Here is a 13,399-nt window from a genome sequence, read left to right as displayed (position 1 = left end):
GCTCTACCATAACATGCAATGCTGTTTACTCAATACGGATACAAAAAAGCCCCGCTATTGCAGGGCTAAATCAACGTTAGGATTTATTATTGTATCCTTCCTTGGGGAGTTTAGTTAAAACTCGTAGCTGAAGCCTAAGCTAAACTTAGTGCCTTCTTCTTTCTTCCAAAGTGATAAACCTTCTTGCTCAATTTCTTTATCTTGACCAAGGATGTTTTCAATTTTGAACTTCACTTTCGTGTTAAAGTTCGGGAAGTAAGAATAAACTAAATCAAGCGAATGGAATGGCTTCTCTTCTGCATCTTCATTACCGCGAGTACCCGGTACAATAATACGCGGACCAAACACGTTATATACTAGTGATGTCGAGTGGAAACCATCAGCAGAGTCATAACCCATCTGCAAGTTTGCTACCCACTCAGAATGCCCTACTAAACGGCGCTCATCATTAGTGACAATGTTAGACACGGTATCAGCATCAAGTGCATCTTTTAATTGCTGCTCAAACAACGAATCAACGCCGTCAGAATCATCAATACCTAGTTTCACACTTGAGTCAGATAGCGTAACGTTACCCGACAAGAACACACTCGACCAATCGGCACTGATAAAACTAAAATCAGTCAAGAAATCAACTTCAATACCCGTTAACTCACCCGATTCAGCGTTTGCAGTTAATAGTTGTGGCGCAGCACCACCTACACCTGCAAGCTCTACCATTTCGATAGGGTTTGTAATGTCTTTATAGAACAATGCAACTGATAAGTTATTACCCGATGCCATATACCATTCAAAACGGAAATCTGCATTTTTAAGTTTTGAGCTTTGTAATGTCGGTGAACCACGAACTAGGAATTCCGTTAACGGATCAACGAAGAACGTTGAGCTTACATCACGCATATCTGGACGAATGGTTGTTTCGCTTAGATTTAAACGAAATTGCATTTCTTCATCCATAATATAAGTCACAGCTAAAGATGGATAAAAATCATCTTCTTTGATCGCAACTTCAGCTAGCTCTTCTGTTGTCGCATCAAATAAATTACTGTGAGCCTTAAATGGAACCGATACTTGGGCAAAGTCTTCCCAGCGAACACCACCAGTAATACGCCAAGTATTATTGATGAAATAATCAGCCATAAAGTAATAAGCATCTAACTTATGCGCCGCACTGTATTTATCACCGTCTGTTGTTCTGTCATCAAAAATGCCAGAACCGGTTGAACTTGCGTAAAAAGCATCATTGTTGATGTTATCGTAAGCAAAAATTTCATCCAAACGTGAGCCATAGGTAAAATCATCAGCAATACCACGGTGCGTAATACCAAATGTCGTATTATTTGCAGTACGTGTTTTCTCTGAGAAATCGCCACCCACTTTTAGTTCAAGCTCATAGCCTTCACCATAAAATGGCATACCCATGTTCCAACCCCAAGTATCAACTTCGTCATGAAGAACTTGGAATTCACGGGTTACGTTAGTAGCTGAAACATCTTGTAATTGCTCAGAAACAAACGAACCATCGTCATAGTTACGTTGGAAAACAGCGTCTACACCACCTGGTGCATCACGGTTTGCACGGCTTGTACCGGCATACCAATCAACAAACAAGTTGTTAAAGTCGATAAAGTTGTGTGTGCCTTTTAATTGGCTAGAGAACATTTCACGCTCTTCGTACACAACATCAACGCGACGAAGGTCACGAACACCTTCTTCAGTTTCGTTGGCATCATAGAAATTACGATTACGAACACGGTCACGCATGTCATGCAGTGCAATGTTTGTCATCTCAATTTTATGGTTTGAATTAAACTCATAACCAATATTGAATGTACCACTCCAACGCACATTTTGCTCCGTTGATGTGCCATCGTAATACTGAGCAAAACACTTGTCTTCACAACCTAAGCTGCCAAGGTTAGTACCACTTTTTTCTTGTGCTACTTCCCACTCATTTTCGTAAGAAACAGCGGCAAGTACACCAAATGTACCCATTTCACTTTCAAAGCGATCGCCTAGCGAAACTGAAAAGCTCATTTCAGGATCAACGTCTTTTTCTGTTGCCGAAATATTCCAATCAAGTGACGACATCAATGCTTGGCGCTCAGCCAATGTTGTATTGATATCACCTTCTAGGCCAGTGCCATAAAAGGCATTAATTATTTCAGTAGGTAACGCACGAGTACCATCGTCACGGCCCATCCAGTCATCATCGCCACCTTCATAAAAGTAGCCTGTATCACTGTTATTGGTGTTGTAAGAAGTACCAATGTCGACTTTAAACAAAAAATCAGTCGGGATTGACTTTGTTCTAATATTTACGTTACCACCACCAAAATGCGCAGGCATATCGGGTGAAAACGATTTTTGAACACTTAAACTTTCAATAATATCTGATGGGAATAAGTCAAGCGGTACAACTGAGCGAGTTGGATCTGGACTTGGCACATACATACTATTGAGCTGAGTACTCGAATATCGCTCACCTAAACCACGAACATAAATGAACTTGCCATCAACCAGTGTCAAACCTGTTACACGACGAAGTGCCGATGCAGCATCGCCATCACCAGTACGAGAGATTTGCTCTGCACCCATGATATCAGCAACAAACGCTTGATTTTGACGCTCTTGAAGAACCGCGCCAGCACTCCCTTTTAAACGCTGTCCTACAGCAACCACTTCTTCAATTTCTTGTGCTTCATCCGCTGCGTAGGCAGTATTCATCGATAAGCCTACTAATGCTGCAAGCACTGCATGATTTATCTTTGAACGCACAAGTTTAGAGGGGGTAAAAGATTTCATTATTATACTCCGAAAACAAAACTAGAAGCTGGCCGGGGTATTCCCCCGACCATGGATTAGAAGGGCTTAGTTAAGACCTACTTTTACCCAACCTGCTGTCCAGTCTGTTTGCGCGTCCATTGCACCGATGTAATCTACTTTATCGAAGAAGCTATTTAGGCTTGAAGAATCGAAACCACTACCAAGTAGTGCTGATTCTGCACTTGGTTGATAACCGTTGTCGCTAAGACCTAACATAGCTGCGTCCATGATAGAGTTACCTTCTTGGCCTTCGAACCAAGATTGAACATTACCCGAACCAATCGCTTGGCTTGAGAAGTTATTATCTGCTGTACATGCAACTACTGAGTGGCTGATTGTTAGTGAACCATCTTCAGCGCGAGGAGCTGAATCTGCACCCACTCGTAAGCAGTTTTTATAACCTTCACCACCTGTTACTACTACGTTTTTCAGCATACCCGCAGTACCTGCACGTAAACGGATACCGTTCACACCATCTGCACCGATGATAGTTACGTTAGAGATAGTAGGTGTAGTTAAAGGTGATGCATTTGAGTCAAACTCTGAGTTATCAGCTTCAATTGCATTATCACCTTCTGAAGAAGACTGCTTGATCAATACGTATTGTGCATTACCAGTCCAACCGAATGACCAATCTAGCGAGTCATCACCGATGTTTGTCAGTACTAAGTGGCTGATGCTTGCAGTACCACCGAAGAACTCAACACCGTCATCAAGGTTTTCGTGAACGTGGATATAATCAAGTTCAGTTTGGCTACCAACACCTGCAAGTGAAATACCGTTAAGCTCATCACCGTTACCTAGTGTTTTACCTGCTTGTTTTACAACAACATACTTAAGTGTACCTGAGTTATCTTCTGGTTGGTTACCACCGAATTGACCAGCATCACCTTCTGCAGCAACACCACAGTTTGCTAGTTCATCGGCTGTTGTTTCACCCACTTGGTCACCACAAGAGTTAGCTGGTGCGTTACCAAGAAGTACCACACCACCCCATTGACCAATGCCTGTTTCAGCGCCTGTCATATCTTGGATTGATGTCATCACGATTGGTTGAGTTGCAGTACCTACCGCTTCAATCTTAGAGTCACGACGAACAACTAAGAAGTCATCACCGCTTTCACCGATTAGCGTTGTACCAAATTGAACATAAAGTGTTGCGCTATCAGTGCGGTCACCACCCACTGCTGTGCGGCCTTTAAGGATCCAGTGAGCATCGTTAGTTAGAGTTACGTCAGATGTGAAAACAACATCTTGTGCTAGCTGATAAACTGGCTTATCGGTAATTTGTGGGAAGCTTGCTGAAACATCAGTCGCTAGACCTTGCTCCATTGCATTTGTGATATCTGCTGGAAAGCTAGGGTTAACAGCAACTGTCCAACCGTCCATCCAGTTATTGTCACCGTCAAATGCACCAATATAGCTTGTTTTAGTGAAGAATGGGTCAAGCTCTGACGCATCAACACCTGCACCTAATAGCGGCGAGCTAGATTTAGGTGTGAAACCATCTGTAGCAAGGTTTAGTGTCGCTGCAGTAAGTGTTTGGTTACCTGTTTGACCTTCGAACCAAGATTGAACATTACCAGAACCAATTGCTTCAGTACCGAAGTTATTCTCTGCACTACATGCTACCACTGAGTTTTCGATAGAAAGCTCACCAGACTCAGCATTTGCAACAGAGTCAGAACCTACACGTAAACAATTTTTGTAACCTTCTGGGCCTGTGATAACCATGTTACGGATAACACCCGCTGTACCTGCGCGAAGACGAACACCATTTTTACCGTCAGCACCAACAATCGTTACGTTTGAAAGTAATGGCTTAGTTAGTGGTGTAGCGTTTGAATCGAATTCTGAGTTATCAGCTTCGATTGCATTGTCACCTTCAACTGATGATTGTTGGATATATACGTTTTGTGCACGACCTGTCCAACCAAATGACCAGTCAAACGCGTCATCACCAATATCAGTTAGTACAACGTTACGAACGTTTACAGTACCACCGAAGAACTCGATACCATCATCAAGGTTTTGGTGAACTTGGATATATTCAACTTTTGTTTTAGAACCAACACCCGCGAATGAAATACCATTTAGCTCATCGCCGTTACCTAATGTTTTACCTGCGTGTTTAACAACAACATAACGGATAACACCCGAGTTGTCTTCTGCATCGTTACCACCAAATTGACCTGCATCACCTTCAGCTGCAACACCACAGTTTGCGAGCTCTTCAGCTGTTGTTTCGCCTTGTTGATCACCACATGAGTTAGCCGGTGCATTACCAAGTAATACTAAACCACCCCATTGACCGATGCCTGTTTCTGCACCTGTCATATCTTGGATAGATGTCATAGTGATTGGTGCTGTTGCATTACCATTAGCGTTAATTTGCGAACCACGGCGAACAACTAAGAAGTCATCACCTGTTTCACCGATTAATGTAGTACCTGCTTGAACATATAATGTTGCGCTATCAGTACGGTCACCACCCACTGCTGTACGACCGTTTAAGATCCAGTGAGCATCATTTGTTAATGTTACATCTGCTGTGAATGTTGTATCTTCAGCTAAACGATAGACAGGCTTGTCAGTGATTTGTGGGAATTCAGATGAAACGTCTGTCGCAAGACCTTGCGCCATTGCATTTTCGATATCAGTTGGGAAGCCACCATTGATAGCAACAGTCCAACCTTCCATCCAGTTGTTTGTTGCGCTAAATGCACCGATTTGACCATTTGCTAATAATGGTGAACCAGCTAAAGGCATATAACCATTATCATCTAGCATTAAATCAGCGGGTGTTAGAGTTTGGTTACCATCTTGGCCTTCAAACCATGCTTTTACAGTACCACCATTAATGGTTTCACTACCGAAGTTATTAGCAGGTGTTTGACAAGCAACAATAGAGTTAGTGATAGTGAGTGAACCATCTTCAGCGCGAGGAACTGAATCAGAACCAACACGTAAACAGTTTTCATACGTTGCAGGGCCTGTAATGAAAACGTTTTTAAGCATACCTGCAGTACCTGCACGTAGACGAATACCATTGTTACCTTCAGCACCCACGATTGTCACGTTTTCAATTGTAGGGTTAGTCAGTGGTGTAGCGTCTGAATCAAACTCAGAGTTATCCGCTTCAATCGCGTTGTCACCTAAGTTCGCAGCTTGTTGAATGTATACGTTTTTCGCAGTACCAGTCCAACCAAATGACCAATCTAGTGAGTCATCACCAATGCTTGTAAGTACCACGTTGCTTACGTTTACTGTACCACCAAAGAACTCAATACCATCATCTAAGTTTTCGTGTACTTGAATGAAATTAACAGTAGTTGCAGAACCAACACCGGCAAATGAAATACCGTTTAATTCGTCACCATTACCCAGTGTTTTACCTGCATGTTTAACAACTAAGTATTTCAATGTACCAGAGTTATCATCTGCAACGTTACCACCGAACTGGCCTGCATCACCTTCTGCTGCAACACCACAGTTTGCAAGTTCGTCTGCCGTTGCTTCGCCTTCTTGGTCACCACATGAGTTTGCTGGTGCATTACCAAGAAGAACTAAACCACCCCACTGACCGATAGACGTTTCAACATTAGTCACATCTTGAATCGAAGTCATTGTAATTGGCTGGCTTACAGTACCTACCGATTCGATTTGTGAACCACGACGAACAACTAAGAAATCATCACCCGATTCGCCAATTAATGTAGTACCTTGTTGGATATAAAGAACAGCATTATCTGCACGATCGTTACCGACCGCTGTGCGACCATTTAAAATCCAGTGAGCGTCATTTGTTAACGTTACATCTGCAGTAAAAGTAGTATCTGCTTTCAAACGGTAAACAGGCTTATCAGTGATCGTTGGGAATTCTGAAGAAACATCTGTCGCTAACCCTTGTGTTAAGGCATTTTCGATGTCAGTTGGAAAACCTGTTGTCGCATTTTGAGAATCATCACGGCCTGACTGATCGCCGCCGTTATCACCATTGTCACCACCGTTATCGATGATATTAGTGATGTTATCGCCTTCATTTACAGTGGTGTCGCCTTCTTTAACGACTAAATCACCACCACAACCAGCTAAAGAAACTGCAGCAGCTACCAGACTAACTTTAAATAAGTCAGATAATTTCATTGTTCACTCCGTTAAGATAGATATTTAATTATTGTGTTAGCGCATAAACTCAAGTCACCAAAAAGCACTGTAAAGTAATGCTTTTGGGTCACTTGAGTTTTAAACTGCGACTACCTTACGGGAGCTGTATGACAAAGTGGTTACATTTTAATAAACATAAAATGACAATGTAATTGACTTTAAAATTAGAGGGTTAACTTAAATTAAACAACGGAAAAAAGCCGCCCGAAGGCAGCTTTGGTGTTGCGATTATAATTAAGTTATTTTGTACGCTTGCCTGTTGAATACAAATTAGAGCAATGCGGTACGTAACGTTTCGGCGTGTACTTTTTCACGCTTCACGTACTTGATCCATTGCTCAGCTAAACGCTGTGACTTTTTGTGCTTTTCCGCTTGCTCAAACGCTAAAATAGAGGCATCAAAGTTTTGTAAATTGTACTGTGCCATTCCTAAGGCTACATACACATTCGATTCAAACTCTAAGCCGCCTTTATCAAGTGCTTTACGGGCTGCATCTGCTGCTTCGTCGTATTTTTCAAGGTTAATGCTCACCTCTGCGATACGCTGGTCGTACTGACCGTGCGGCACTAAGTCAGCAGCTTTAGCAAAATACGGCAGTGATTTTTCGTCTTCTTTTGCTTGCACCATGGCTTCTGCAACAAAAGCATAGTTTTTAGCAGATTGTTCAACGACACCGTCTTTCATGGCTTTACTCATCACATTCGCCGCTTTATAAGCAAGACCGTTGTATAAATACACTTGTGATAATTGGCGTAAATCAGATTTAGACTTTAAAAAGCCTTGCTGATACGCGGCTTCTAACACTGCTAACTGCTTTTTCTCTGCGCCTGTTTCACCATACATACCACCTAATTGAACCCAGTACTCAGGTTTATTGTATAGCTTCACTAATCGCTCTAGCACTTCAACCACTTTGTCAGATTGATTGAGTGAGTAGTACATTGCACGTTGTAAAATTAGCCAGTTTTCTTTTGGCATTTCACCTTTGCTGTCAGCTTCTGCAATAGCAAGGTTTATGTTTTCAATGCCTTTTTGATAATCTTTAAGCTGATAATAAGCTTGAGATTTTAATACGTAATACGCATCTGTTTTTGGCTTATCATTGATTTTATCCCACTGTTCCAAATACGTAATTACTTTATCGTAGTCACTATTTGCCATCGCTAATTGCGCTAAACTAAACGTGGTACTTACGCGCAATGTTTCAGGGATTTCTTCTTCTGCCACGACTTTTTCGAACGACGCAATTGCTTTACCAAGATCGTTTTCGTTGTAGTAAATAAAGCCGTAGAAATTATGCATCATAGCAATTTCATACGAGTTCATACTTGATGAACGCTCTTTTATGCTATCTAAGGCAGCAAGACCCGCTTTTGCATCACCATCATCAGCCAGCTTTTGAGCACGCGCCAATTGGCTATACACTTTTTCACGCAGTGCGGGTACGCGTTTGGTTTTTTGCTCTTCGGCATAAGCTGTAGCCAATGTTACCCCAGGTAACATACTAACAACGCTTGGTACTACAAGGCTGCTTGTGAAAGCAGCCGCGCAAATCACGGCAACTTTTAAAGGTTTCATAATCGCATTCCTCTTCTCTAACCGTTAATCTGGAAAGAAATTTTGTTCTGTACGCCCGCCACTTCAACGGCTTCACCGTTAACAACGCGCGGTTTATATTTAAATTTAAGTGCAGCATCCATTGCAGCGCGGTCAAACAGTGACTCAGGTTCCGCTTTAATCACTTTAGGGTCACGCACGGTGCCTTGCTTGGTTACTGTAAACTCAACAATTACATAACCTTCGATACCACGCGATAGTGCTCGGCGCGGATATACAGGCGCTACCTTTACAATGGGTAAGTATTCACCGTCGCTTGATTCAAGTGCTAAACCACCGGATAAGTTAACGTCAGCTTCAACGCTTGCACCAAAGTCAAAGTTTGCATTGCTTGCATTGGGATCACTGTTTTGCATTTGCGGTGATTCCATTGGCGGTGGTGGCTCTTTTGGCGTTGGTGGCTTTTGTGGTTTACGCTCTTTCTTTTGCACTGTCTCTTCTTTTTTCAGACGAACAAAATCAAGTACGTTCCCTTTTACTGGCTCAGACATGGCCCCTTCACCGCCGGTGATCAGTGCCTGCATGCCTAAAAACAGCATGACAGTCACGATACCAGCGATGATTAATGCAACTATATAACGCATCGCTCACATTCCTTATGATGCTTCTTGCGCAGCAATCGACACATCAAATGCGCCTGCAGCTCGCGATGCATCCATAACTTTAATCAGTACATCGGTTGTGGCTTTTTTATCAGCTTGAATAACCACGCTACCTTGAGGGTTTTCAGCTTTTAAGCGCTCAATATTTGCTTGTACCGCACGGATATCTACTTGGCGTTTGTTAATCCAAATTTCACCCTTGTCTGAAATAGCAACTAAAATGTTGGCACGCTCTTTTTTCACAGCGGTTGCCGCTTCAGGGCGGTTAACATCAATACCGGCTTCTTTTACGAATGATGCTGTTACGATGAAGAAAATAAGCATGATAAAAACAACGTCTAGCATTGGTGTCATGTTGATTTCTTCTGCATCGTCTTCTTGAAATAAGTTACCTAGTGGCGCTCTCATTATTTGTCTCCTAGTGGGTGGTGTTTTACATCACCCTAAAATTCATTTAGTGGTCTAAGACCATATTGTCTTCAAGTAATTGCACTTCGCGTTTTGCACGACGTTGTAAATACGTTGATGCAAACACCCCTGAAAGTGCACCCACCATGCCCGCCATTGTTGGGATAGTGGCTTTAGACACCCCTGACGCCATCGAACGCGCACTGCCTGTGCCTGTGATTGCCATTACATCAAATACTTCGATCATGCCGGTAACAGTACCTAACAGACCTAAAAGTGGACATAACGCAACCATTACGTTGATTAGCGCAAGGTTATTATTTAGTTGCATGCCAGCGCGTGAAATCATCGCTTGGCGAATTTGCTCTGCGTTCCAGCTGTTACGCTCTGCTCGATTGTTCCAAGTGCTTTTTACGTCTTTCTTGTAGCGTTTAAAGCCACCAAAGAAATACATAAAACGCTCAAGTATCAATAACCACATCGCGAAGATGAGGACCCCGATGACCAAGAGAACTTGGCCACCCGTGTCGAGGAAATCACGTAGAGCATTGATTGCATCAATCAATAGCACCATGATTTACGCTCCTTTCTCGCTTCGCTCTGCAATGATACCTGCGCTTTGCTCTTGTAAAATTAACAGCATGTTTTTAGAGCGCGTGTTAAGAAGTGTGTATAAAAATACCGTTGGAATAGCCACAACCAGACCCAGTACTGTTGTTACAAGTGCCTGAGAAATACCACCAGCCATTAGTTTAGGGTCACCTGTACCGAACAAAGTAATAGCCTGGAAGGTATTAATCATACCGGTTACCGTACCAAGTAGACCCAATAACGGAGCTACCACAGAAATAATCTTAATGAGCGTTAGGTTACGGGTAATTTTTGGCATTTCACGAATAATTGCTTCGCTTAATTTAAGCTCAAGAGTGTCGTACGCTACATTTGGGTATTGATCTTTCACTTTCATTACACGACCAAGTGGGTTGTCATCACGTGCAACCGTGTCTTTAAGCTGACGACGGATTTTGCCACCCATAATCATCAGTGATACAAAACGCTCAAGTGCGATTAATAAGGCAATTAAACCAACACCTAAAATGATGTAACCGACAGTACCACCTTGGTGAACTTGCTCTTCGGTGTCTGGAGCTTGAACTAAAAGACCTAAGATTGAACCACCTGTTGGGTCAAGTGCAAACGGCACAACACCTGAGTTAGCTTGTTGAAGATCCGATGCCGTCGCTGTGTATCGGCTGCTTGGTTGGCGAGTAAGCTGGCTGATTGTGTTGGTCGCTGGCGTGTACTCTAGGTATTTACCATCCGCGATTAAGTTAAATGCACCAACACGCACCACTTCTTTTTGTGCTTTGCTGCCACCTTCAACAATAACATCCGTCGTAAAGCGAGACACTTTACCCTGCTCAGTCATTTCGCGTTGTAATTCAAACCATACTTTTTCAATATCATCGATTGAAGCAAGCTTCGACGTTGACCCCATTTTTTGAGCAAGCTCATCCATGAAGTTACTACGACCTGGTAGCTCAGCAGAAACAACAGAGGTCATGAATTTGTTGCTTGAGTCACCCGCAACTTGCTGTAACACACCGAATAGCTCTTTAAGTGAACCCATGCGGTTTGAAAGTGTCTCGGTTAAGTTAGCAAGTTTTACTTCGTTTTCTTCAAACTGCGTTTCTAAACGCTCCGACTCGTTAAGCATGGCATTACGCTTTGCTTGTGTATCTTTAAGCATTTGCACTTGTTCGTTTTGGCGCGCCATGAACGCTTGCTCACGTTGTTTATTCTCAGCGCTTTGTTGTGCTTTACCTTGCTCTAATGTTTTTAGTAATGAGTCTAAATCCATTGGCTCAGCAGCAAAGCTACTACCCGCAAAACCAAGGCCAGCTGCAAACACGGCCATTTTTGTCATTGTCGTTAATAATTTCATCTCAAACCTCTTATTCAGCAGCGTGGACTGGCAGTGTTAACATATCTGGGGCAAGTTGCTTACGCGCGATACGTAAACCTTTACTAATTTGACTGATTGCAGAATCGGGTAATTCAACAAACGATTTTGTTTCTTTATCCCAGCTACCTGCTTTTTTGCCGTCGCGTGTTAAATAAATAAGCTCTAAACGGCCGATACGTAAAAAGTCAACTTCGCGCTCTTGACCATCAACATCAAGTAATGCGGTGTACGCTTCGATAGTACGACCGTAATCAACTTCTACTTGGTAGGCTTCCAGTAAGCGGCGGAATTTTTCACTTGATGTGATGTCTGCGCGGTCCATCATTTCTTTTAATGATGCAATACGCTTGCTACGTTCTTCAGTTAAGAAAGGCACGTCCAGTGCAACAAATTGGTCAAGGCCTGTGATCATGCGCATCATTAACGGCGTGATTTGACGCTCGATAACCGATACCTGATCCATAGACTCGTTTAACGCGTCCATTTCAGCAATCTGGTTATTTAATTGCTTGGTAAGTTGTGCGTTATAAACAGTTAAACCGTCAATTTCTTTGTTTAGGGCTTTGAACTGTTGTAAACGACCTTGCATTGAATCTGCAATCTTGTCGATTTTAGTTTGTGATTGCGCAGCAGATTTATTTATCTCACTACTTTTATCAATTACTTTATCTAGATCGTTTGCATGTACTGCTGCAGATGCCGCTACAATACCTGCTAAAATCAGTGGTTTAACGCCTTTCATCGCATACACCTTTACTCGTTAAATTAGCTTAATTTGCTAGTGGGGTTGTTTTAATGAGCGAAAGTCTAACGATGAAAAATGACAAGCGTGTTGCGTAAAAAATACAAAAATATGACAGCTGTAACAATTCGTTTATGTTGGGCAAAAATAAAGGAAAAATCTCGAGGATGTGCCTATAAGTTAGGCATTTATAAACATGTGGGGCAATTATTTTGAAATTTCAGTTAAGAAAAAAGACATTAAATTTCAGCTTTGAGAAAAACTCACGGCAGCGCGTTTTTGCACAAAGATGCGTTAATCGGTACTCGCCAGTAAAGAATGAGTTTGCATTACACGTAACTACGCCAAATAAACCTTTTAAGTAACTAATATCTCGCAGCGCTGCGTTGTAACTGTGACAAGATGTTATCAGTCAACTTTAACCAATTTGTTTCATACTCCCACGTCCTTTTAAAGTCGTCATTGCTCCTTGAGCTTTCAAGCATTTCTCTAAAATCGAAGACATCGGCAAAATTATCATTCGTAACATCATACCTTCCATAGCCCCGGGATTCAGGTCCGATATATTTCAAATAATTAGATTTAAAATCCTTTATAGCACTTACTAATTCCTCCGAACCATTTAGTTTTTCTTCTAAGTACTCTTTTTCAAGGTCTGTAATCGAACCAGTCGCTTCTAAAGTACCAGATTGGTTTATTGATATTCCCCAATTTTTATAGGCCAATGAAGGCGCTTGATTATTTATATCTGAGAGTAATGCATCGTAAGGAGAAAGCATTTTTTCCACAGCCTTCGGTACACTCCCACCAGGCATATATAATTCGCCAGTCGCAACAGCAAGTTCATACATAAAGTCATCAACCGTTTTAGTCATGTCTATTTTGCTCGCGGTCATTGTCAGTGGCTTGCTATATGTTTGCTCTAGTTCAGGTGGCTCGCTTTTGTGATATATGTCATCCGCCAACTTTTTCAGCTCAGTATTTAACAGAGCCTCCCCATCTTTGGGTGATTCTAATGTCACATTTTGATTATTTAGTGGCTGCGGTAAATTTTCAGAAATAACCTTCATA

Annotated in this window: 9 protein-coding genes; all 9 read right to left on the bottom strand. The window is 42.1% G+C overall.

Features of this window, described 5'->3' with window-relative positions; genetic code table 11:
• Positions 1-114: 114 nt before the first annotated feature.
• Positions 115-2,805, bottom strand: a complete 2,691-nt coding sequence (locus tag D0907_RS17355; protein ID WP_036971859.1) for a TonB-dependent receptor plug domain-containing protein — start codon at positions 2,803-2,805, stop codon at positions 115-117.
• A gap of 66 nt (positions 2,806-2,871) precedes the next feature.
• Positions 2,872-6,972, bottom strand: a complete 4,101-nt coding sequence (locus tag D0907_RS17350) for a hypothetical protein (protein ID WP_118844916.1) — start codon at positions 6,970-6,972, stop codon at positions 2,872-2,874.
• A 291-nt stretch (positions 6,973-7,263) separates the two neighbouring features.
• Positions 7,264-8,571, bottom strand: a complete 1,308-nt coding sequence (locus D0907_RS17345; RefSeq protein ID WP_065979086.1) for a tetratricopeptide repeat protein — start codon at positions 8,569-8,571, stop codon at positions 7,264-7,266.
• Positions 8,572-8,588: 17 nt separating this feature from the next.
• Positions 8,589-9,194 (bottom strand): energy transducer TonB, encoded by a 606-nt coding sequence (locus D0907_RS17340; RefSeq protein ID WP_065979085.1) that lies wholly within the window; start codon positions 9,192-9,194, stop codon positions 8,589-8,591.
• 12 nt (positions 9,195-9,206) lie between these two features.
• Positions 9,207-9,620: an ExbD/TolR family protein gene (locus tag D0907_RS17335; RefSeq protein WP_063707380.1), complete on the bottom strand. Its 414-nt coding sequence runs from the start codon at positions 9,618-9,620 to the stop codon at positions 9,207-9,209.
• 46 nt (positions 9,621-9,666) lie between these two features.
• On the bottom strand, positions 9,667-10,194 hold the full coding sequence (locus D0907_RS17330; protein WP_065979084.1) for a MotA/TolQ/ExbB proton channel family protein: 528 nt from the start codon (positions 10,192-10,194) through the stop codon (positions 9,667-9,669).
• A 3-nt stretch (positions 10,195-10,197) separates the two neighbouring features.
• Positions 10,198-11,565: a MotA/TolQ/ExbB proton channel family protein gene (locus D0907_RS17325; RefSeq protein ID WP_036971873.1), complete on the bottom strand. Its 1,368-nt coding sequence runs from the start codon at positions 11,563-11,565 to the stop codon at positions 10,198-10,200.
• A 10-nt stretch (positions 11,566-11,575) separates the two neighbouring features.
• Entirely contained in the window at positions 11,576-12,328 is a 753-nt protein-coding gene (locus D0907_RS17320; protein ID WP_074989093.1) for a DUF3450 domain-containing protein, read from the bottom strand.
• 365 nt (positions 12,329-12,693) lie between these two features.
• A complete protein-coding gene (locus D0907_RS17315) occupies positions 12,694-13,398 on the bottom strand; it encodes a hypothetical protein (RefSeq protein WP_118844915.1) in 705 nt (234 codons plus the stop codon).
• Position 13,399: the final 1 nt, after the last annotated feature.

This window comes from Pseudoalteromonas lipolytica (genome assembly GCF_003515105.1).
In the GTDB taxonomy this organism is placed as follows: Bacteria; Pseudomonadota; Gammaproteobacteria; order Enterobacterales; family Alteromonadaceae; genus Pseudoalteromonas; species Pseudoalteromonas lipolytica.
Note: the sequence above shows the minus strand (reverse complement) of the source record. Positions and strands in the feature narration are given on the sequence as shown.

What these genes read in the sequence shown, in the direction of transcription:
- D0907_RS17335 (WP_063707380.1), bottom strand. Translation starts at nt 9,620, where the DNA reads ATGAGAGCGCCACTAGGTAACTTATTTCAAGAAGACGATGCAGAAGAA.
- D0907_RS17330 (WP_065979084.1), bottom strand. Translation starts at nt 10,194, where the DNA reads ATGGTGCTATTGATTGATGCAATCAATGCTCTACGTGATTTCCTCGAC.
- D0907_RS17325 (WP_036971873.1), bottom strand. Translation starts at nt 11,565, where the DNA reads ATGAAATTATTAACGACAATGACAAAAATGGCCGTGTTTGCAGCTGGC.
- D0907_RS17320 (WP_074989093.1), bottom strand. Translation starts at nt 12,328, where the DNA reads ATGAAAGGCGTTAAACCACTGATTTTAGCAGGTATTGTAGCGGCATCT.
- D0907_RS17340 (WP_065979085.1), bottom strand. Translation starts at nt 9,194, where the DNA reads ATGCGTTATATAGTTGCATTAATCATCGCTGGTATCGTGACTGTCATG.
- D0907_RS17355 (WP_036971859.1), bottom strand. Translation starts at nt 2,805, where the DNA reads ATGAAATCTTTTACCCCCTCTAAACTTGTGCGTTCAAAGATAAATCAT.
- D0907_RS17345 (WP_065979086.1), bottom strand. Translation starts at nt 8,571, where the DNA reads ATGAAACCTTTAAAAGTTGCCGTGATTTGCGCGGCTGCTTTCACAAGC.
- D0907_RS17350 (WP_118844916.1), bottom strand. Translation starts at nt 6,972, where the DNA reads ATGAAATTATCTGACTTATTTAAAGTTAGTCTGGTAGCTGCTGCAGTT.
- D0907_RS17315 (WP_118844915.1), bottom strand. Translation starts at nt 13,398, where the DNA reads ATGAAGGTTATTTCTGAAAATTTACCGCAGCCACTAAATAATCAAAAT.